General features: G+C 67.7%; 20 protein-coding genes. 13 read left to right on the top strand and 7 right to left on the bottom strand.

From position 1 onward, the window contains the following. Positions 1-81: 81 nt before the first annotated feature. Together SOM08_RS12415 and SOM08_RS12410 are read right to left on the bottom strand one after the other, a co-directional pair. Positions 82-1,011 carry a hypothetical protein gene (locus SOM08_RS12415; protein ID WP_322469037.1) on the bottom strand — a complete coding sequence of 310 codons (930 nt, stop codon included), beginning with the start codon at positions 1,009-1,011 and terminating at the stop codon, positions 82-84. Then, a complete protein-coding gene (locus SOM08_RS12410) occupies positions 1,011-1,598 on the bottom strand; it encodes a phage tail protein (RefSeq protein WP_322469036.1) in 588 nt (195 codons plus the stop codon). Before SOM08_RS12410 ends, SOM08_RS12415 begins: the two co-directional genes overlap by 1 nt. Before the next feature lie 181 nt (positions 1,599-1,779). Between SOM08_RS12410 and SOM08_RS12405 the strand changes: the two genes are divergently transcribed. After that, entirely contained in the window at positions 1,780-2,802 is a 1,023-nt protein-coding gene (locus SOM08_RS12405; protein WP_322469035.1) for an asparaginase, read from the top strand. Between the two features lie 19 nt (positions 2,803-2,821). Here SOM08_RS12405 and SOM08_RS12400 read toward each other — a convergent pair whose 3' ends face one another. Continuing rightward, the gene (locus SOM08_RS12400) at positions 2,822-4,510 is read right to left on the bottom strand and encodes an NAD+ synthase (protein WP_322469034.1); all 1,689 of its coding nucleotides are present in this window, start codon (positions 4,508-4,510) and stop codon (positions 2,822-2,824) included. Between the two features lie 29 nt (positions 4,511-4,539). Between SOM08_RS12400 and SOM08_RS12395 the strand changes: the two genes are divergently transcribed. Genes SOM08_RS12395 through SOM08_RS12385 form a run of 3 tightly spaced genes read left to right on the top strand, consistent with a single transcriptional unit; the run spans position 4,540 to position 6,516 of the window. Further along, a complete protein-coding gene (locus SOM08_RS12395; protein WP_322469033.1) occupies positions 4,540-5,697 on the top strand; it encodes a GNAT family N-acetyltransferase in 1,158 nt (385 codons plus the stop codon). A 28-nt stretch (positions 5,698-5,725) separates the two neighbouring features. Beyond that, entirely contained in the window at positions 5,726-6,073 is a 348-nt protein-coding gene (locus SOM08_RS12390; protein WP_116961050.1) for a hypothetical protein, read from the top strand. Further along, entirely contained in the window at positions 6,067-6,516 is a 450-nt protein-coding gene (locus SOM08_RS12385; RefSeq protein ID WP_116961051.1) for a bactofilin family protein, read from the top strand. Before SOM08_RS12390 ends, SOM08_RS12385 begins: the two co-directional genes overlap by 7 nt. A gap of 13 nt (positions 6,517-6,529) precedes the next feature. Here SOM08_RS12385 and ppa read toward each other — a convergent pair whose 3' ends face one another. After that, the gene (gene ppa / locus SOM08_RS12380) at positions 6,530-7,072 is read right to left on the bottom strand and encodes an inorganic diphosphatase (protein WP_116961052.1); all 543 of its coding nucleotides are present in this window, start codon (positions 7,070-7,072) and stop codon (positions 6,530-6,532) included. Between the two features lie 281 nt (positions 7,073-7,353). Between ppa and SOM08_RS12375 the strand changes: the two genes are divergently transcribed. Continuing rightward, positions 7,354-9,414, top strand: a complete 2,061-nt coding sequence (locus SOM08_RS12375; protein ID WP_116961053.1) for a sodium-translocating pyrophosphatase — start codon at positions 7,354-7,356, stop codon at positions 9,412-9,414. Between the two features lie 49 nt (positions 9,415-9,463). Here SOM08_RS12375 and SOM08_RS12370 read toward each other — a convergent pair whose 3' ends face one another. After that, on the bottom strand, positions 9,464-10,030 hold the full coding sequence (locus tag SOM08_RS12370; RefSeq protein WP_116961054.1) for a TetR/AcrR family transcriptional regulator: 567 nt from the start codon (positions 10,028-10,030) through the stop codon (positions 9,464-9,466). A gap of 155 nt (positions 10,031-10,185) precedes the next feature. On the opposite strand from SOM08_RS12370, the gene SOM08_RS12365 reads away from it, so the two are divergent. The 4 genes from SOM08_RS12365 to SOM08_RS12350 all read left to right on the top strand — a co-directional run bounded on the left by SOM08_RS12365 (position 10,186) and on the right by SOM08_RS12350 (position 16,000). Next, positions 10,186-11,538, top strand: a complete 1,353-nt coding sequence (locus SOM08_RS12365; protein WP_181936599.1) for a glutamine synthetase family protein — start codon at positions 10,186-10,188, stop codon at positions 11,536-11,538. Positions 11,539-11,915: 377 nt separating this feature from the next. Further along, a complete protein-coding gene (locus tag SOM08_RS12360) occupies positions 11,916-13,088 on the top strand; it encodes an McbB family protein (protein WP_322469032.1) in 1,173 nt (390 codons plus the stop codon). Between the two features lie 68 nt (positions 13,089-13,156). Further along, positions 13,157-14,347, top strand: a complete 1,191-nt coding sequence (locus tag SOM08_RS12355; protein WP_322469031.1) for an HlyD family efflux transporter periplasmic adaptor subunit — start codon at positions 13,157-13,159, stop codon at positions 14,345-14,347. Between the two features lie 6 nt (positions 14,348-14,353). Further along, positions 14,354-16,000 (top strand): ATP-binding cassette domain-containing protein, encoded by a 1,647-nt coding sequence (locus tag SOM08_RS12350; RefSeq protein WP_116960495.1) that lies wholly within the window; start codon positions 14,354-14,356, stop codon positions 15,998-16,000. A gap of 59 nt (positions 16,001-16,059) precedes the next feature. Here SOM08_RS12350 and SOM08_RS12345 read toward each other — a convergent pair whose 3' ends face one another. Both SOM08_RS12345 and SOM08_RS12340 read right to left on the bottom strand, forming a co-directional pair. Further along, on the bottom strand, positions 16,060-17,211 hold the full coding sequence (locus SOM08_RS12345) for an aromatic ring-hydroxylating dioxygenase subunit alpha (protein WP_322469030.1): 1,152 nt from the start codon (positions 17,209-17,211) through the stop codon (positions 16,060-16,062). 100 nt (positions 17,212-17,311) lie between these two features. Then, on the bottom strand, positions 17,312-17,716 hold the full coding sequence (locus SOM08_RS12340; protein ID WP_116960493.1) for a response regulator: 405 nt from the start codon (positions 17,714-17,716) through the stop codon (positions 17,312-17,314). Between the two features lie 415 nt (positions 17,717-18,131). On the opposite strand from SOM08_RS12340, the gene SOM08_RS12335 reads away from it, so the two are divergent. From SOM08_RS12335 to SOM08_RS12320, 4 genes are all read left to right on the top strand, one after another. Continuing rightward, positions 18,132-19,034, top strand: a complete 903-nt coding sequence (locus tag SOM08_RS12335) for a LysR substrate-binding domain-containing protein (protein ID WP_322469029.1) — start codon at positions 18,132-18,134, stop codon at positions 19,032-19,034. 97 nt (positions 19,035-19,131) lie between these two features. Then, positions 19,132-19,884, top strand: a complete 753-nt coding sequence (locus tag SOM08_RS12330) for a TSUP family transporter (RefSeq protein WP_322469028.1) — start codon at positions 19,132-19,134, stop codon at positions 19,882-19,884. Then, positions 19,881-20,108 (top strand): hypothetical protein, encoded by a 228-nt coding sequence (locus SOM08_RS12325; RefSeq protein ID WP_116960490.1) that lies wholly within the window; start codon positions 19,881-19,883, stop codon positions 20,106-20,108. Before SOM08_RS12330 ends, SOM08_RS12325 begins: the two co-directional genes overlap by 4 nt. A 47-nt stretch (positions 20,109-20,155) precedes the next feature. After that, positions 20,156-20,683, top strand: a complete 528-nt coding sequence (locus tag SOM08_RS12320) for a MarR family transcriptional regulator (RefSeq protein WP_322469027.1) — start codon at positions 20,156-20,158, stop codon at positions 20,681-20,683. Positions 20,684-20,928: the final 245 nt, after the last annotated feature.

Genomic DNA, 20,928 nt, shown 5'->3' with positions numbered 1-20,928 from the left:
GGCCCTTATGGATGACGGAACGTGCCGAAAAATGTATCACGCTCACGTCATCGGCCGGCCCCGCCCCGACCCGGGGCCCTGTCACTGGCAAGTGAAGCCGATTCCCCATGAGCCCGGCGTCGCCATGGCGGTGACGGCCTCGGTGCCCACCAGGCGAACCTCGATGGCATCGCCTGCGGCGAGGTTCATGGCGGCGCCGACGTCGCAGGCGCGCGTGCCGCTGTCGATCTGGCACACCAGCGCGGTGGCGGTGCTGCTGGCCTCCAGCAAGGCGGGCCCTGGCGTGTGCCACACCGTGAAGGTGAAGGTGTCGCCTGGCGAAGGCACGCCGAAGGTGGCCACGCGCAAGCGGGCCTGGGTGCAGGCTCGGGGCAGCAGCACCGGATTGCGGGCCGCCGCATTGGGTCCCTGGGGCCACAGGTAATACGCACCGTTGCCGAAGGTGCTGTTGGATGCGATGCCCCACTGAATATCCACGGTGGCAGGCCCGGCCGGTCCCTGCGGCCCCGCTGCGCCGTTCTGGCCATTCTGGCCGTCCTGCCCGTTCGCCCCGGCAGGGCCCGCCGGGCCGGCGAGCGACAAGCCCGTCGGCGGCCAGGCGCCCGCCACCTTCGGCCCCAGAAGCGTTGCCGTGGCGTCGTCCAGATAGAAGTCGCCATCCTGGCCCAGGGCATTGGAGGGGGCGCCCGTTCCGCGGTAGATGCGCGAGCCATCCCGCCCGTCCTGACCGTCGGCCCCGGGAGCGCCGCCGATGGCCGTCAGCAACGGCCACTGACCGTTCGCTCGTGGCCCATAGAGCTTCAGCGCCTGCGCATCGAGGTAGAACTGGCCGTCCTGACCCAGGGCCGCATCGGGTGGCCCCATGCCACTCAAGACCACCGCTTGCGCCGGGGCTTGCTCGACGCGCTCAACCACCTGGGTGTGATCGCCTCCACCGCAGGCCGCCAGCATCGCTGATGACACCAGCAGGATCGCCAGCGCGCGAACGGAAAACCCTTGAATCCAGCGCATCAAGGCCTCGGCGGAAATACCCCTTCGAGGGCGATGATGTAGTTGAGGCCCAGCGCGGGGTTGCGAATGTCCAGGGGCAGCCCCGAGCCCGTGGGCAACACGCTCACCTGCCCCTGCACCGGCAAGGGCGCCAGGCCGGCACTGGCCTCGGACGCCGGAGCGAACGCCGGCAGTGCCGCACCACCCTCCCCGACGGGGTTGGCGGGAATGGCGCCGGTGGGGTCGGTGATCGACCCCCCGCCGCCATAGGCCACGGGACGCGCGCCCGGGCTGGTGAAGCTGGCGGCGTGCGTGTGGGCCGGCAACTGGCTCTGCATCAGATAGACCTGCTCGGTGCCCAGGTACTCACCCAGCGCGACCTCGCGCAGATCGGGCCCCTGGCCCACGCCGATGGCCGAGCGGCCCCGCAGGTCCGGCAAGGCAAAGGTGGAGACACCGTCGCCCCCATATTGGGTGCCCAGCAAGGCGAAGAGGGCTTCGTTCTGGCTGATGGGCAACAGACGCCCATCGCACAGCGCCCACCCGGCCGGGGCATAGGAAAAGGCGACAAGGCTGATTTCGCCGATGAAAGGGTCAATGGCGGACAAATGCGTTCTCCGTGGGGTCTCAGGTGATGCCCGCGGTCTGTGGAGCTCCGCGAGCGCGGCCGCAGTCTAGGAATGCCCTGGCCACGGCCCAGGCGAGCCGACGGCGGCCATCAGAAAAGGATCAGTCGCGGCCCCCGGCTCTCTCGCGTGCCATACTGACTCCTCACTCCCGCCCCACGCCATGCCCCCTCACTGGCCCCGCCACGTCCCCATCGCCGTGAGCTGCCGCGGTGGTCACCCGGAGAACGTGCACCACGGCTCGTTCGCGGTGGTCGATCGCGCGGGTCGGGTGCTGGCGAAAGCGGGCGACGTGGACACACCGGTGTTCACGCGCTCTTCGCTCAAGCCGTTCCAGGCCATGCCGCTGATCGCGCGTTCGGCCGAGCGGCTGTCGCTGGACGAGGCCGACATGGCCCTGCTGTGCGCCAGTCACAACGGCGAGCCGGAACACGTGGCGCGCGTGGCCGCGCTGCTCGCGCGCGTCGGTGCCGACGAATCGGCCCTGGCCTGCGGCGCGCACGAGCCGTATGTGTTCCGCTTCAATGGCCTGACGCCGCCGACCGGCGAGCGCTACGGCCCACTGCACCACAACTGCTCGGGCAAGCACGCGGGCATGCTGCTGCTGGCCGAGACCTTGGGTGCCCCTCTGGCGGGCTACCTGGCGCCCGACCACCCCGCGCAACGCGAGATCGCGCGCTGCGTGAGCCACTGGTCGGGCCTGCCCGAGGCCGCGCTGGTGCGCGGCCTCGACGGCTGCAGCGCGCCGAACTTCGCGCTGCCGCTGCGCTCGCTGGCACAGGCCTTCGCGCGGCTCGCGTCGCCCGAGCCCGACCCCGAGTACGGCCAGGCGCCGCAGCGCATCGCGCGAGCCATGAGCCGGCACCCCCACCTGGTGAGCGGCCGGGGCCGCAACGACCTGTTCCTCATGCGCGCGGGTCGGGGTGACTGGGTGAGCAAGGTGGGCGCCGACGGCGTACAGGCACTGGCCAGCTTCAGCCGCGGCATCGCCATCGCGGCCAAGTGCGGCGACGGCCAACTCACCCCGCTGATGGTGGCGCTGGTGGCTGCCCTGGAGCAGTTGGGCTGGATCGACGACGGCGTCGACCGCGAGGAGCTGGCCCGGCTGCTGCCGCCGCCGATGAAAAACGCGGCCGGCGCGGAAGTGGGCGAGCTGCGGGCCGTGCTGCACCTGTCGGCCGCCTGAAGGGCCCCAGGCGGGTGGCTCACGCCCGGTACTTGCTCGTGATCGGGTAGCGCCAGTCCTTGCCGAAGCTGCGGTGCGTCACGCGGATGCCCACGGGCGCCTGGCGGCGCTTGTACTCGTTGATGCGGATCAGCCGCACCACCTTCTCGACGTCGGCGCGCTCGAAACCGTCGGCCACCAGGGTCTGCGGACTCTGGTCGTTCTCCATGTAGCGCTCGATGATGGCGTCGAGCACGGCGTACTCGGGCAGGCTGTCCTGGTCCGTCTGGTCGGGGCGCAGTTCGGCACTGGGCGGGCGCGTGATGATGCGCTCGGGGATGGGGTTGCCGCCGGTGCCGTAAGGGTCGTGCGCGTTGCGCCAGCGCGCGAGCTTGAAGACCGTGGTCTTGGCCACGTCCTTGATGACCGCAAAGCCCCCGGCCATGTCGCCGTACAGCGTGCAGTAGCCCGTGGCCATCTCACTCTTGTTGCCGGTGGTCAGCACGATGCTGCCGAACTTGTTGGACAGCGCCATGAGCAGCGTGCCGCGGATGCGCGCCTGAAGGTTTTCTTCGGTGGTGTCCTCGGCGCGGCCTTCGAACAGCGGCGCAAGCGAGGCCTTGAAAGCCTCGAACTCGGGCGCGATGGCGATCTCGTCGTAGCGCACGCCCAGGCGCGCGGCCATGTCGCGCGCGTCGATCCAGGAAATGTCGGCGGTGTAGGGCGAGGGCATCATCATCGTGCGCACCTTGTCCTTGCCCAGCGCGTCGACGGCGATGGCCAGCACCAGGGCCGAATCGATGCCGCCCGACAGGCCCAGGATGGCGCCGGGAAAACCGTTCTTGCCGACGTAGTCGCGCACGCCTAGCACCAGGGCGTGCCACAGGTCGGCCTCGGCGCTGTGTTCGCGGTCGATGGCCGCGTGGATGCGCCAGGCGCCCGGCCCCGCGCGCTCGAAGCGGGCGTCGAACTCGGCTTCCTCGAAGCTGCGCGCGCGCCCGGCGAGTTCGCCCGCCGCGTCGAGCACGAAGCTGCGGCCCTCGAACACGATCTCGTCCTGCCCCCCCACCAGGTGGGCATAGACCAGCGGCAGGCCGGTGGCGCGCACGCGTTCGCGCATCGTGGCCTCGCGTTCACCGCCCTTGCCGGCGTGAAAGGGCGAGGCGTTGATCACCGTCAGCAGCTCGGCGCCCGCGGCGCGCGCCTCGGCGGCCGGCGCCTCGAACCAGGCGTCTTCGCAAATGAGCAGGCCCACGCGCACCGGCTGGCCGTCGGTGCCGGGCACGTCGAACACGCAGGGGGCGTGGCCGGGCACGAAGTAGCGGCGCTCGTCGAAGACCTGGTAATTGGGCAGCTCGCGCTTGGCGTAGGTCGCCACCACACGGCCTTCGCACAGCACCGTGGCGGCGTTGTGCAGCGAGGCCACGGCCACGCTGCGCCCGCGCGCCCCGCCGACCGTGCGGGCCGGATGGCCCACCACGATGCAAAGGCCTTTGAGCTGCGCCGTGGAAGCCGCCACCGACTTGAGGGCATCATCGCAGGCGTCGACGAAGGCGGGCCGCAGGTACAGGTCTTCGGCGGCGTAGCCGCAGAGGGCGAGTTCGGGCGTGAGCAGCAGCCTCACCCCGCGCGCGTGGGCGGCCGTGGCGGCCTCGACGATGCGGCGGGCATTGCCCGCCATGTCGCCCACCACGAAGTTGAGCTGGGCAACCGATACGGAAAACGACATGGAATCTGGTGCGAAGGCAGGGGCCGGGCGTGGCTGAAATCGATTATGTCACCCGCGTCCTGGCCGATTGGGGCGCGGTGGACGCCGCGCAATGGGCGCAGTTGCTGGCCTTGGAGGACGACCCCAGCCCCTTCGCACGGCACGAGTACCTGCGGGCCCTGAGCGACACGGGCTGCGCCACGCCCGACACCGGCTGGACGCCGCGCATCCTCACCCTGTGGCGGGGTGACACACTGGAAGCCGCCTGCGCGGTCTATCTCAAGTCGCATTCCTACGGCGAATACGTCTTCGACTGGGCCTGGGCCAACGCCTATGCGCAGCACGGCCTGGCCTACTACCCCAAGGCGCTGGTGGCCGTGCCCTTCACCCCCGTACCGGGCGCGCGGCTGCTGGCGCGCGACGGCGCCGCGCGCGCCGCGCTGGTGCGCTCGCTCGTGCGCTGGTGCGAGGAGCAGCGCCTGTCTTCCCTGCACCTCCTGTTCGCCCAGCCGCGCGACGCGGCCGCCTGCGCCGAGGCCGGCCTCATGCTGCGGCACACGGTGCAGTTCCATTGGCAAAACACCGGATGGCCCGACTGGGACGCCTTCCTCGCCAGCCTGCAGCAGGACAAGCGCAAGAAGATCCGCCAGGAGCGCCGCAAGGTGGCCGGGGCCGGGGTGGTGTTCCGCCACGCCGAGGGCCGCGCCATCGCCCCGACCGACTGGGACTTCTTCTACCGCTGCTACGAGCGCACCTACTGGGAGCACGGCAACCCGCCCTACCTCGGCCGCGGCTTCTTCGAGCGCATGGCCCGCGACATGCCGGAGCACTGGCTGCTGTTCATCGCCGAGCGCGAGGGCCAACCCATCGCCAGCAGCCTGATCGCCATCGACCCGGCGCGCCGCGTGGCCTATGGCCGCTACTGGGGCGCCCTGCAGCGCGTGGACTGCCTGCACTTCGAGGCCTGCTACTACCAGCCGCTGCAGTGGTGCATCGCCCAGGGCTACCAGCGTTTCGAGGGCGGCGCCCAGGGCGAGCACAAGATGGCGCGCGCCCTGCTGCCCGTCAAGACCACCAGCGCCCACTGGCTGGCCCACCCGGCCTTCGCCGAGGCGGTGGACCGCTTCCTCGAACGCGAGGGCGAAGGCGTGGAGCAGTACCTGGGGCATCTCGCCGCGCGCAACCCGCTCAAGGCCGAGCCCTCTTGAGCAAACCCATTCGCTACACTCGGCCGCCATGGACGAGCAGGACGCGTTCTTCACCCACGGCATCGTGGGCGCCCCATTTTCGGTGCTGCTCGGGCGGCGCCTGAACACGGGCGACCGCAAAGCGCAGGGCCTGCGGCTCGACCCCAACAGCGGCGACAGCCGCCTGAGCTCGGCCTGGCGGTCCTGGGCCATCGAGCGCCTGGCCACGCTGCCCGCGGGGCAGCCGCGGCGCCGCCCCAGGCCTTTGCGCCGCTGGCTGGAGCGCCACGCCCTGGCCATCGCCGCGCTGGGTCTGGTGGCGCTGGCCGCGGGCCTGGTGCTCACCGCCCGGTCCCAGGGCTGGCTGGCCCCCTTGCTGCAGAGGCTGCCATGGTGAGCAAGAACGCGCAGGACACCCTCACCATCGACCCGGTGGCGATGGAGATCACCAACCGCGTGGCCGCGGGCTGCGATCTCAGCGGCGACCTCAACTTCGAGGGCGGCCTGCTGGTCCAGGGGCACCTGGAAGGCCACATCCGCGTCGACGGCCGCCTCATCATCTGGACCGGCGCCAGCGTGCGCGGGCGCATCCGCGTGATGGGCGACCTCTACCTCTTCGGTCAGCTCGGCTCGCCCAGCGGCGGCCCGCACGACACCAGCCTGGAATGCGAGGGCATGGTCTACGTGAGCAAGTCCGGCGTCAGCACCGGCACCCTGTTCGCGCGGCGGCTGCAGATGTACGAAGGGGCCCAGTTGAAAGGCCCCTTCCATACCCTGCAGGTCGAAGACCGCCTGCCGGTGCTGCGCGACGTGCTGGTGCAGCCGCCCGCCGCGTCCTGAACACCCTGGCCGATCAGGCCTTCTTCTGGGCCTTCTCGTAGTTGGCCATCCCGTCCAGGATTTCCTTGTGGGCGGCGGCCTTGTCGGCCCAGCCCAGCACCTTGACCCACTTGCCCTGCTCCAGGTCCTTGTAGTGCTCGAAGAAGTGCTGGATGGTCTTCAGGCGCATGGGGTTCAGATCCTCGGGCTTCTGCCACTGGGTGTAGATCGACAGGATCTTGTCCACCGGCACGGCCAGCAGCTTGGCGTCCTCGCCAGCCTCGTCCTCCATGCGCAGCATGCCCAGGGCGCGGCAGGTCACCACCACGCCGGGGTGCAGGGGCACGGGGGTGATCACCAGCACGTCCACCGGGTCGCCGTCGCCCGAGATGGTCTTGGGGATGTAACCGTAGTTGGTGGGGTAGTGCATGGACGTGCTCATGAAGCGGTCCACGAAGATGGCGCCGGTTTCCTTGTCGACCTCGTACTTGATCGGGTCGGCGTTCATCGGGATTTCGATGATCACGTTGAACGCTTCGGGAACCTTGCTGCCAGGGGTGACGTTGTCGAGGGACATGAAAGACTCGAGGGGAGGTTGAAGGGGATCCGGTAACGGAGCCGTCACGGGCGCGACGGGTGGGCGCGGGGCCCGCTCCGTATTTACCCTGATTTTACCGACGTCAGCCTGACGCCCCCGATGGCAAACGGGGGGAATCTGGCTACATTGCATCGGTTGGCCAATCGCCGGTGCCCTGCTGCAAGTTCCGCAGCGCGGGCGACAGCGAGGAAGCAACGCAGCGGGGGCATACCCCGGAGGCGTTGCCCCCTCCAAGTCGAACTCACTGGCAGGAGAACTTCATGGTTGGTCAAAGTGCGCTGATCTTCGCGCTCGTCTGTGGCCTGATCGCCGTGGTCTACGGCTTCTGGTCGCGCAGCTGGATCCTTTCGCAGGACGCCGGCAATCCCCGCATGCAGGAAATCGCCGGCGCCATCCAGACCGGCGCGGCCGCCTACCTGGCGCGGCAGTACAAGACCATCGGCCTCGTCGGCATCGTGCTCGCGGTGCTCATCGGCATCTTCCTCGACGGCCCCACCGCCATCGGCTTCGTGGTCGGCGCGGTGCTCTCGGGCGCCTGCGGCTTCATCGGCATGAACATCTCGGTGCGCGCCAACGTGCGCACCGCGCAGGCCGCCACCAAAGGCATGGGCCCGGCGCTGGACGTGGCCTTCCGCGGCGGCGCCATCACCGGCATGCTGGTGGTGGGGCTGGGCCTGCTGGGCGTCACCGGCTTCTTCTGGTTCCTGGTGGGCAACGGCAACCTCAACGCCGCCTCCAACCTGTCCAAGATGCTCAACCCGCTGATTGGCCTGGCCTTCGGCTCCTCGCTCATTTCCATCTTCGCGCGCCTGGGCGGCGGCATCTTCACCAAGGGCGCCGACGTGGGCGCCGACCTGGTGGGCAAGGTAGAGGCCGGCATCCCCGAGGACGACCCGCGCAACCCCGCGGTGATCGCCGACAACGTGGGCGACAACGTGGGCGACTGCGCCGGCATGGCGGCCGACCTGTTCGAAACCTATGCCGTCACGCTCATCGCCACCATGGTGCTGGGCGCGCTGATGGTGGCGACCGCGCCGCTGCAGGCCGTGATCTACCCGCTGGTGCTGGGTGGCGTGTCCATCATCGCGTCCATCATCGGCTGCTTCTTCGTCAAGGCCAGTCCCGGCATGAAGAACGTGATGCCCGCCCTGTACAAAGGCCTGGTCATCGCCGGCGTGCTCTCGCTGATCGCCTTCTGGTTCGTCACGGCCTGGGTCATGCCCGACAACGCCATTGCCCAGAGCGGCAGCCAGCTGCGCCTGTTCGGCGCCTGCGCCGTGGGCCTGGTGCTCACTGGCGTGCTGGTGTGGATCACCGAGTTCTACACGGGCACGCAGTACAGCCCGGTCAAGCACATCGCACAGGCCTCCACCACCGGCCACGGCACCAACATCATCGCGGGCCTGGGTGTCTCGATGCGCTCCACCGCCTGGCCCGTGCTGTTCGTCTGCGCGGCCATCGTGGCCGCCTACATGCTCGCGGGCCTGTACGGCATCGCCGTGGCCGCCACGTCCATGCTGAGCATGGCCGGCATCGTGGTCGCGCTCGACGCCTACGGCCCCATCACCGACAACGCCGGCGGCATCGCCGAGATGGCCGAGCTGCCCAGCAGCGTGCGCGACATCACCGACCCGCTGGACGCGGTGGGCAACACCACCAAGGCCGTCACCAAAGGCTACGCCATCGGCTCGGCCGGCCTGGCCTCGCTGGTGCTGTTCGCCGACTACACCCACAAGCTGGAAACCTACGGTGCCAAGGTCAGCTTCGACCTGAGCGACCCGATGGTGATCATCGGCCTGTTCATCGGCGGCATGATTCCCTACCTGTTCGGCGCCATGGCCATGGAGGCCGTGGGCCGTGCGGCCGGCTCGGTGGTGGTGGAGGTGCGCCGCCAGTTCAAGGAGATCGCCGGCATCATGGAAGGCACGGCCAAGCCCGAGTACGGCAAGGCGGTGGACATGCTGACCACGGCGGCCATCAAGGAAATGATCGTCCCCAGTCTGCTGCCGGTGATCGTGCCCATCCTGGTGGGCGTGTTCCTGGGCCCCAAGGCGCTGGGCGGCCTGCTCATGGGCACCATCGTCACCGGCCTGTTCGTCGCCATCTCCATGTGCACCGGCGGTGGCGCCTGGGACAACGCCAAGAAGTACATCGAGGACGGCCACCATGGCGGCAAGGGCTCTGAGGCGCACAAGGCCGCCGTCACCGGCGACACCGTGGGCGACCCCTACAAGGACACGGCCGGCCCGGCGGTGAACCCCCTGATCAAGATCATCAACATCGTGGCGCTGCTGATCGTGCCGCTGCTGCCGCTGACCTGACCCTCGGCAAGCCCATCAGAAAGCCCGCCCCGCGCGGGCTTTTCTGTTTTCAGGCCTGCGCGAGCCGGCGCACGATGTCGCTGGCCGCTGGTGTGAGCGAGGTGAGCTGCGCCTGCTCGCCGCGTTCGATCGCGTCGAGCACCAGTTCGGTGATCGCGCCCACGGCCGCCATGGCCATGGCCTCGCTCAGCGCGTGTTCGGCGTCGCGATCGCGGTTGACCGTGTCGCGCATGAAGTCGGCCAGAGATCGCATGACCTCTCGGCGCACGTTGGCGCCCGCCTCGCCCAGGTGGTGGATCTCCACAAAGAGCGTGCGCAGCAGTTGCGGCCCGGCCGCAAGGTGAGCGAAGTAGGCCTGCAGCGCCGTTTCCAGCTGCGCCTGCCAGGGCCGCTCGGGCTGCACCGACTCGCGCAGCGTGCGCAGCGCCGAGGCGCTGGCCTGGCGGTACAGCGTGAGAAAGCAGGCGTCCTTGTCGCTGAAGTGTTCGTAAAAGGTGCGCTTGGAGACGCCCGCCACGCGCACCACGTCGGACACGGTGGTGGCCGCCAGTCCCTTCTCGCCGGCGACGGCGGCGAGGGCTTGCAGCAGGCGGGTGTCGTGCGGATCTCGGTGCATGGGCGGGTGGTGTTTGAAACGCGCAAGAAATTATGACCAACACCAAACGCGGCATCTGCCGCTGGGCCTGCACTCATAGACTGCCGCGCCTTGTGACCACCCGCATCCGCACCGGTAGGCCGCGTTGCTTGTGGACATCCAACACCTACCCTTTGATGGCACTCAAGTACCTGTTCACCGACATTCGCGGGTTTCTCATGCAAGTCGCCCGCAATGGACGAGTCTCCGGCGTGCTCTCCCGCGTTCCCATCTCCGGCGCCCTCGTCCCGGGTTGGCAATCCGAAGCCGAATCGGATTTGCAACTGTTGCCCGACGAAGCCAGCTCGCTCACCGATCCTTTCGGCGGTGACCGACTCGTCTTTGCGCAACCGGTTCAGCCCGGCGAGCCGCGTGGGTCCTACCCCATGGACGCTCGGGGCGTGGCGCAGCGCGCCGAAGCCATGCTGCGCACCCTACGCATCGCGGAAAGGGCGCAGGTCGGCGTCGAACTCGAATTCAATCTGTTCAAGGGCGTTCGCTTCGCCACCACCGCCGAACGCAATTTGGTGGAAATCGCAGAAGAGGATGGCTGGGCCGGTAACGCGGGCGAACTCGGTAGCGGTTACCGCATCGGACACCGGACCTTGCACTTCCTGGCGGGGCCAGCCGATCAACACGCACCCATCCGATCCGAGATTTGCGAACGCCTCACCGCGGCTGGTATCCAACCGCTTCATCAGGCGCATGAGGCCGGGCCCAGCCAACATGAAATCGCCGTCGAACACGCGCCCTTGTGCCGGGCGGCCGATCAAGTGCAACTGCTCAAACATGTGGTTCGAACCGTGGCTGTTGGCCACGATCGAACGGCTACGTTCATGCCGCGACCGATTCCCTATGCCGAATCGAACGGCATGCACGTCAATGTGTCGCTGTGGCGGGATGGTCGCAACATCTTTCACTCGCCTGAAGCGCCCAGCGGCCAACTCAGTGCAGAGGGGCTGGCCTTTGTCGCCGGCATCCTGGTGCACCTTCAGTCCTTGAACGCCATCACCAACCCGACCGTCAACAGCTACAAGCGCTTGAATCACTTCTACTCCCTGATGCGCGGCCCGGGTTGGGGCTATCGCAACAGGACCACCGCCATTCGAATCCCACACTTCACCGGCGAGCAGGATTGCCGCATCGAAATCCGCTTTCCGGATCCCTCCGCCAACCCCTATCTCGCGTTCGCCGCCTTGGTCTGCGCGGGCGTGGATGGCATTCAGCGCGGACTGCAACCGCCCCCGGAAGAGCGCGGCGCACCCAAGTGGTACGAGCAACCGTTTCACGCCGCCCACGGCGTGGAAGCTATGGCGCCTGAGCTTCTTACCGCCTTGAAGGCACTTCACCAAGATCGGCCCTTCCTGACAGCTAACAGCGTGTTCTCCGATGAACTGATTGAAGCCATCCTGCGCGACGGCAGCTTTTTCTGGCACTGGTCCGCGACGACGCCGGCACCGCTCGAATACCAGGTTTTCTACGGACATTGATTGCCGATCCCGCCTGGCAACCCACTTTGCGCATGGTGCGCGAAGACGTGCGACGCACGTTCATACCAAAAAGGAATCCCTATGGATCTCATTGAAGCTGAATTCGGCGACGTCTTGTACCAAGAGCTTTCTCAACGCGGAACGCATGGCGGTGGCGGCGGAGGTGATGACGGAGGTGTCGCAGGAGGTTGCGGCGGCTGCGGCGGTAGTGGCAGTGGCAGCGGTGGCTGCGGTGGAAGCGGTAGCGGCGGCACGGGTGGCAATAGCCCCACCGCCTGACGATTCGTCAGCGTCAGTCTAGATGGCGACAAGGTCATTCCGCGTCGCCATTGACCACACCCACTACCAGTAGCGCCGCCAGCGATTTGGATCACGTCGTGAATCAGTACCAAGTTCATCCATTCCATCTTGAGACGAGCAATGGCTCACCCATACTCGTGACGGCACGCTCGGTCGTCAGATTGGTCAACCACGAGTTCAATCAACTGATGCATCGGCTTCGCGATGAGAAACTGACATTGATCACCGAGGCGATGCTGAAGGAGCGCACGACAGAACACGACTTGCCGCACGAGGCAACGCGAGACTTTCTTCTGGCAAGAGGTGTCTTGCGCCCATTGGGAAACCCCGAGGAGCGTCTTTCTCTGATTCGCATCGCATCCACCGACGAATACTGGCGCGACTTGCTCCGTGACAACATCATTGGCGTACCCGTAGATGTCTTCGCTTCGTTCCCGCAGGGGGCATCGGCCACCTCACCCGCCCGTGGCCATCAACTCTGGGTGCTTCTCCTGGCTCGATACAGCGAAGCCCGCATCGCCGAGTTCTATGAGCAGCTCGATCTAACGCCGGCGGCGTCGGGACTGGTCGCCTACTTCCGATCGCGCACCCTTTGCATATCGTCCGTTTTCAGCCCTGCGTACGGAACGCCTTGCCATTTCTGCCATATGGGCTGGGAGTCGCGAATCGCTGCCTCACACCACTACTCAGCGGGGGCCACTTCCATATCCGCGCTCATGCACGCCTTTGAGGGAATGGGTTCAGAAGAACTTCCATCCCCGTCACTGTCTGCCTTCGATCGCCCACCCCACGTTCTGGACGCCACCGAAGTCGGACAGATTCAAACGCTCGGCGAAGCCTTCTTCAAGGAAAGCGCCCGATTCTCCCTGGGCCCGCTCTCACTGGATTTCGATCGTTTGTTTACGTCTGCATTGGGCAGCGATGGCAAGGGCCTTGCCTACCTCGCCCATGCCGACGGAAAGATCGTCGGCTTCATTGCAGGCCGAGAGGGCTCGCCCTCTCTGACGACGCTCCGCTGCCTTCACAGCACCTTCTTCTATGTCGACCCGGATTACAGGGCCGGTGCGCTGCCGTTGAAACTGTTCGACGCCTTCTCGGCCACCGCGTGTCAGCGGGGCTTGGCTGGGGCACTCCTCGGTACGTCCGGCGGCATATCCGTGGACCGCGTCTGTCGATTGCTGGAACTGCGCGGGTACTCGCACTGGGGAGATGTCTTCTCGGTACGGGTGGATCGAAGAGAGCGCCTGTGACGGGTCCCATCCTGCAGCGGCCTTCCCGTTGGATGCACGCCGCGTGGCTCTGCGCGCTGACGACCATCATGGCTTCGATCGCCTGTGCCACCGCCATCGAGGTGGAGAAAGTGGTACGGGCCGAAGGTCAGGTTCGATCCGTGGCACAAAGCGCACACATCGTCGCGCCGCTCGCTGGTCGCATCCAGAGCGTCCAGGTCAGCGAAGGCGACTTCGTCCACCAGGGGGATCGCCTCATGACCATCGAGCCCGACGCGAATGGCCTGAGCGTCCATCAGGCCCGGCTCAACATGATCCGCCACGCCTCGGCCTACGGCGCGTATTCGGGGCTTTCGGTCCCTGTGGAACCGCTGGACAGCGCCGAGATCGAGACTCAGCGGATTGTTCGGCGCGCCGTGGAGGCGGAGTTGCTGGCGGCGAACGCACGCCTCGAAACCGTGAAAGGCGAACTGATGGAAAGCCTAGCGCAGGAAGATGTCGAAGCCGCGACACTGCGCCGGCGCGAGGCCCTGCAGCCCATTGCGCGCGAGCGCCTGGAGCGGCATGCGGAACTGGTGCGAAAAGGATTCCAGTCACACGTCTCCCTGCTGGCGATGCAGCAGGATGCCGTCGACGCGGGAGAACAGGTCCTCATTGCCAGAAAACGACTCGCTCACGCCAAGGAAGACGTGGGGCTTCACCGCGCGGCATTGTCCGCTGCGCGGATGGAGGTCGACCGGATCCGGCGTCAGAAGGCCGCGGAAACCCACGCGCAGTTCCTGCAAGCGTCTGCCGAATTCCAGCGCCTGACAGACCTGAGCCGAAACAGCGCCATTGAATCGCCCGCCGACGGCGTGATCGAGCACGTTTCGGAACAGGTCGCTGGCAATGCGGTGCGCGCGGGAGAACGGCTGATGTCGGTCGTCCCTGTTCGCACACCGCTGGAGCTTCAGCTGCGCGTGCGCAATGAGGACTATCCATTCGTCAAACCCGGCCAAGCGATCGACGTCAAGTTCGAGGCCTATCCGTTCACGATCTACGGCAGCCGTCCCGCCGTGGTCGTTCGCGTCTTGAGGGAGGTGCTCCCTGGCGACGAAAGACTCGCGGACTACGTCGCCATCGCACGCCTGACGCCAGCGTCGGACGATCTGCAGGCGCTCGACATCCGGCATGGCATGAAGCTGATCGCCGATATTGAAGTGGGCAAGCAACGCCCCATCGACATCTGGCTCGACCCCTTCCTTCGCTTCGGCAACGAGGCCTTTCGCGAAAGAAGGTGAGGCGGCATGTCCGAACCAGCCCTCGATGCCTTCACGCACTGCCGACGCGAACTCGCCGCCTGCATGGTGCTCACCGTTCTTCTGGCCTTGATTTCGCTCATTCCGGCCCTGACGGTTGGCGTGATCCTCGATCGTGTGATCCAGACCCGGGCATTCGCCACCTTGCTGGCCGTGCTTCTGGCCTTCGCCATCTTCTACGCCTGCGAAGCCGTTTTCACCTATGTCCACGATCGCCTGATGCTCTACATCACGCACTCCGCCGTGGTCCAGGCCGAAACCGGGTTCTGGAAGATGTTGGCCGCCGCCCCCTACCCCGAACTCGAAAGGCTTGCAAAGGACGATGGATTGGCGCGCTTCCTCAGCATTGGCACCGATGTCCGCTTCCGCAGCGACTGGGCCGTGGCTTCCGCCGCCATTCCACTGTGCCTGTTCGTCGGCATGTCGGCGCTGTTCCTAGTGAGCTCGACACTGTGCCTGCCGATTGCGGGCCTCACGGTGGTCTTCATGGCGGCCCACTTCGCGATGACCCGAACGCAACGCCATGCCGCGCGCGGCCTGCAGCGCACGCGCGAGCAAGAACTGGCGTCCGTCGAAGAAATGCTTCGCGGCGCCCTCAGCCTCAAGGCCCACCATGCCTTCGACTTCTGCATCAACCGGTGGCAGGCCAGCAAACACGCTTACGAAATCGCGCTGCAGCGCTGGAGCACCGCGTCGGTTGTGCAAGGCTTGGTCAGTTTGTCGTTCGAGCGGATCTCCCTGGCCATCGTGCTGGGCGTGGGAGCGTATGAGGTGGTGGCCGGGAAATTGTCCGTCGGGCAACTGGTCATGGCCAACATGCTGCTACGCCAGATTTCGGCGCAGGTTCGGCAAATCGCGCCACTGCTTCAACGACGCACCGCCTTCCATGAGTCGCAGGCACAGATGAGGAAGTTTCTTGCCGGCAAACAAGCATCCGCGCCAAGGAATACCGTACTGCCTGCGCGCACCGAATCGGCCGTCGTCGCACGCCATCTTTCGTTTCGCACACCCCAGGGTCGGCCCGTCCTGGACGGCATCAGCTTCGAGCTTCCACCGGGCAAGTCGCTGGCCATCCTCGGAGAATCCGGCTCCGGCAAGACCACGCTTCTGAAGCTTCTGAGCGGTTGGTACGCACCCAGCTCAGGTGTCGCCCTGGTGCATGGGCTTGCACCGGCCACCCGGACCGACCTGGTCTACCTCTCTCAACAGGAACACCTCTTCAACTGTGGGATCGTCGAGAACGTGATGCTCGGTCGTCAGTCACCGAATGCCGCCGAGCAGAGCCTGCACCGACTGGATCTGAACGCGCTGCTCACGGCGCAGCCCAGCCCGATGGAAGGAGTGGGCCAGTTGTCCGGCGGGGAACGCCAAGGCGTCTGCATCGCGCGCGCCATGGTGCCACCAGACGCGGCCTTGTTCCTCGACGAACCCACCACCGCCCTGGATGCCGGACGGCGCGCCAACATCGTCTCCTGGCTTCACGCGAAGGCTCGCGAACGCCAGGTCATGGTGTTCGCCACGCACGACAGCGACCTGGCGCAGATCGCCGACTACGTACTTCGCCTCTCTCAAGGTCGCCTGGTCAGCTTCACTCCGCAGGAGGACAGCCTCCATCGGGTCAAGCAGCAAGCCTAGGCTGGACCGCGGCCACCGGCCAATCTGGCGGATGACAGGCCGCCCGGTCGTTCGGTGCGCTATCGACCCACCAACACCCGCTCCACCGCCGCATGAAAGCGCGCCGCGCTGCACTCCGTCGCGCCCAGGTGCCAGTGCGCGTTCGCCCCGCTGGCCAGGGTCGATTGGCAGCTCACCCCGAGCGCGAAGTCCTCGTCCAGCGCTCCCCAGAAGGACTCGACGTTCTTCTGCCAGTGGCGGGCCGCTTTCTCGCTCGTGGGCTTCTCGGGGATCAGCGTGACCGCGCGCACCGTGCTGTGGCCCACGCTGTCCGGCAGCACGGTGAACAGGTTGGCGTGGTCGCCCTCGTGCAGGATGAAGGTGGCCGGGAAGAAGAAGTAGATGATGTTTGAGTGCGGGCCAATCGCCCAGCGCTCATGCGGCTGCTCGCGCAGCCCCGCCATGCTGCGCTTGGGTAGCAGCAGCCGCTGGTGGTCACCGTCGTGGTCGGCGATGAGCAGGTTGTCGTGGAACAGGTGGGCGATGCTCTGGCGGTGCGCATACTGGAAGTGGTAGGTCTCCAGGTTGCCTTCGAAGGGAATCTTCCAGTTCGCGGCATTGGGAAAGCTGCGCTCATGGAAGGGCACCCAGCCGTCATAGCCCCAATGGCGCAGGTCCTGGCCGAAGCGGCCCAGGTGGCGCTCCAGGTCGATGCGATCGGACTCGCCCTCGCGCCGTGCGCGCGGCACCACCCACACCAGACCCAGCGCTTCGCCCACCGGCACGCGGACGAGCGCGCAGCGCTCGGGCGGTGCGTGCGGGAAATCCGCGGCGTGCGGACGGCCGCGCAAGGCGCCGTCCAGACCATAGGTCCAGCTGTGGTACGGGCAGACGAAGGCGCGCTGGTGGTGCGCTCCCGCGCCCAGCAGGCGCGCCCCGCGGTGGCGGCAGGCATTGATGAAGGCGTTCAGTTCGCCGCCCTCGCCGCGCGCCAGCAGCAGCGGCACACCCGCCACGTCGAGGGCCAGGCTGTCGCCGGCGGCCGCCAGGCTGCCCGAGGCGCAGACCGCGATCGGCAAGGCGCGGAACAGCCGCTCCCGCTCGGATTCGAAGCGCGCCGGGTCCAGGTAGCGGCTCACGGGGCTGAACGTGGGTTCACCGCGCTCGCTGGCGCCGGCCTCGATGAGCGCGAGCGCGCGCTGGATCAGCCGAACCTGTTCGTCGTGGTGCATGCGGTCTCCTCTGCCCGTGTGCGGTGCACGGGTGCGGGGCATTGTGCATGCCGTTGCGCGCGGCGGACGCCGCCTGGGCGACGCGCCGCGCCCGTTCGGATCAGCCCGCGCTGGCCTTGGCGCGCGCGCGGGCCATCACCCGATCCAGCGCCTCGCGCGTGAGCGGCTTGACCAGGAAGTCCTCGATGATGGGCAGATCCTGCGCCGCGCGGCGGTCGTCGCGCCAGGTGGACGAGGTGAGCACGCTCACGAACACCGGGCGGCCCTCGCCCACCAGGGCCTCGATCTGGCGCGCGCAGTCGAAGCCATTCATGCCGGGCAGGTTGATGTCCAGCAGCACCAGGGTCGCCGGGCGCTCAGCGTCCTGGCGCAGGAATTGCAAGAAGTCCTCGGCCGATTCGAAGGCCCGGATCTCACCCGCGAAGCCGGTCTTGCGGATGGTGATCTCGTGGAACAGGTTGTCGTTCTCGCTGTCGTCGACGAGCAGGATGCGTTCGGTATTCATGGCGGGCGGGCCAGGGATGGGCCCGAAAAAGCGTCACCACCGCGCCCTCGTGGGGCACCGGCGGGATGAACGGAACGGAAAACGAAAAACCCGTGGGGCACGCCGGGTGGGCGCGCTCGCGCGGTGTGGACGCCAAGGGGCGGCGATGTGGCGGTGCGGTGTTCGCCCGACCGGCGGACCGCGCCGCGAGGGCGTCAATCGCATCGGATGACCTGGGAGACAGGTCGGCGGGAAGTTCCCGCTGGAGGACGCGCAGAAACGCGTCCCGTCAACGAACGCGCGGAATTTTGCACGCTCATGACCCAAATAACTAGGGTAAACCCTTAGTTCTCGGCGGGAACGCTTGGGCATTGCGGCCGGGTCTCCTGGATCCGTGCCTGTCTATGATCGCCACGCCCTCCCGCGCCCTCCCCCCATGAAAGTCGACGTCGCCAAGCTCAAGCTGTTCATCGAGGTGCTCGACGCCGGGTCCATCACAGCCGGTGCCGGGCGCTGCCACCTGTCCGTGGCGGCGGCCAGCAGCCGGCTGCAGGAGCTGGAATCGGCCCTGGGCGTGCGCCTGTTCGAGCGCCGCGCCTCCGGCGTGCGGCCCACCGACGCGGGCATCGAGCTCGCGCGCCACGCCCGGTCGGTGCTGGTGGAACTGGACCGGTTGCAGCGCGAGATGGCGCCGTTCGCGCACGGCGTGCGCGGCCGCGTGAGCCTGCTGGCCAACACCGCCGCGCTCTCGGGCTACCTGCCCGAGCCGCTGTCGCGCTTCCTCAGCGAACACCCCGAGGTCGACGTCGATCTGCAGGAAATGTGGACCGGCGAAATCCTCGAGGCCCTGCACCGCCGCAAGGCCGATGTGGGCGTGCTGGCCGACACCATGGACACCAGCGGCCTGCACGCTATGCCGCTGGCCGACGACCATCTGGTGGTGGTGGGCACCCTGCACCGCCTGGCCGCGCTCGGCGATGCGCCGCGCTTCGACGAGTGCCTGGATCACCCCATGGTAGGCCTGCCCGCGCAGAGTGCGCTCTACACCTACCTGCAGGTGAAGGCGGCCGATCTCGGCAAGGTGATTCGCTACCGCGTGAGCCTGCGCACCTTCGAGGGCGTGCTCAAGATGGTGGCGCTCGACGTGGGCCTGTCCATCGTCTCCAGCCTCGCCACGCGCGAGCTGGTGCGCCAGTACCCCGGCCTGCAGTGGCGCCCGCTGCGCGACAGCTGGGCCAAGCGCCGCCTCCTCTTGTGCACGCACCACGCGCACGACACGGCACCGGCCTCGGTGAAGTCACTGATCGGCTTTCTGCACGAGCAGTCCGCGCGCGGCTGAACCGCGCCACGGCCCGCGCGGCCTCCGGTTTTTTCGAACGCCCCCTCCGCTTCTTTGCGATGGCTCTGCCCGCGCGGCCTCGACAGAATCGCGCCGCATGGAAATGCAGCAACTGGTGGCGGTGGCCGCCGTGTTTGTGGTCGCGGGCACCGTCAAAGGGGTGACCGGGCTGGGCCTGCCCACGGTGGCCATCGCCGGGCTTTCGCTGATGCTGCCGCTCGCGCAGGCCGCGGCGCTGCTGGTGTTGCCCTCCCTGCTCACCAACGTCTGGCAGTACCTGCGCTGCGGCGTGGCCTGGGCGGTGTGGCGCCGCACGCACGGCCTGTGCCTGGGCATCGTGGCCGGGGCCTGGCTCTCGCCGCTGCCCGAGGTGGCCAGCGCAGGCCCCTGGGCGCAGGCGCTCACCGGCGGTCTGCTCACGCTCTACGGCCTGGCCGGGTTGCTCGGCCTGCGCCTGCCCCCGCCGGGGCGCCACGACACGTGGATCGGTTCCGCCATGGGCCTGGCCACGGGCGCGCTCACGGTGGCCAGCGGCGTGTTCGTCATGCCCAGCGTGCCGTACCTGCAATCGCTGGGCCTGAACAAAGACGCCTTGGTCGGCGCGCTGGGCCTCACCTTCACGGTCTGCACCCTGTGCCTGTGGATCAGCCTGGGCGCCGGTGGCGTGCGCACGGACGCCTTCGCGGCCTCGGCCGCCATGCTGCTGCCCGCGCTGGCAGGGCTGGGCCTCGGCGCCTTCGCGCGCCAGCGGCTCAGCGAGGCCGCGTTCAAACGCGGGTTCCAGATCGCCATCGGCGCGCTGGGCGTCACCATGGTGCTGCGCGCACTGCCATCGATGGGGGGCGCATGAACCCACTGCAAGACCTGTCCGCCCGACTGGAGGCGCTGCACGCGTCCGCCTTGGCGCTGCGCTCGCTGATGGAAGACCTGCAGCCCTGCGCCGCGCTGTCCGAGCGGCGCTGGTTTGTGGGCCTGCACCTGGCGCGCCAGCTCACCGAAGCCAGCGACGAGGCGCGCGCGCAGTTGGTGCGCTGGTCGAACGCCGACGCCGCGGCGCCGCGCGTGCCCCACTGAACACAGGCGACCCGGGGCATGGCAGGCCTCGCATACACTGCCGCGCCATGGCTTCGCGCGCGACACCCCCCTCACGCACCGCCGGCGGCGGTGGCCGCGCCCGGTCCGCGAAACGCGCGCTGCTCTCCACCGAGAGTTCGCCCTATTACCGCATCTGGGTGCTCACCAACGTCACGGGCAAACCCTTCGGTCTGCGTTTTGGCGAGCGCTTCGACCTCAACCTCACCGAATGGCGCGTGCTGCTCACCGTGGCCGACAAGCCCGGCATCACGGCGCAGACGCTGTCGGATTTCACCGGCCTGGACAAGATGAGCGTCTCGCGCGTGGTGCGCAAGCTCGAATCACAGGGCCGGCTGGCTCGCGAGAACAGCGAAGCGGACCGCCGCAGCTTCCACCTCAGCCTCACCGACGAGGGTTGGGCCGTGTATGGCGAGATCGCGCAGGCCGCGATCAAGCGCGAGGCCCATGTCTACGCCAGCCTGAGCGAGAGCGAGCTCAAGACCTTGCACCAGTTGCTGGGCAAGCTGCTGCTGCAGGCGCGCAATGACCCGGCGGGCGACGAGCCGAACGAGTGATCCAGGCGCTTCTCGCTTCTCGCCTCGGCGTCGCGCTGACGGCTGGCGGGGTCCGCGTTCTCCGGCCCACGCTCGCGGGCGACCACCCGAGCAGGCCTGCGTTGTTTCGTGAACACCGTGCGGGCACTCAGCCTCTGTGGCCACCGCGAATGGGGCCTGTGCCCGCGAACCCCACCATCCGTCGAGAGTGACACCCGCGCGCACCAACAAGAAATCGGGGCACCCACACCGTCGGCCCAGTGGCC

This window comes from Hydrogenophaga sp. SNF1, from assembly GCF_034421675.1.
GTDB classification, from domain to species: Bacteria; Pseudomonadota; Gammaproteobacteria; order Burkholderiales; family Burkholderiaceae_C; genus Hydrogenophaga; species Hydrogenophaga borbori.
Note: the sequence above shows the minus strand (reverse complement) of the source record. Positions and strands in the feature narration are given on the sequence as shown.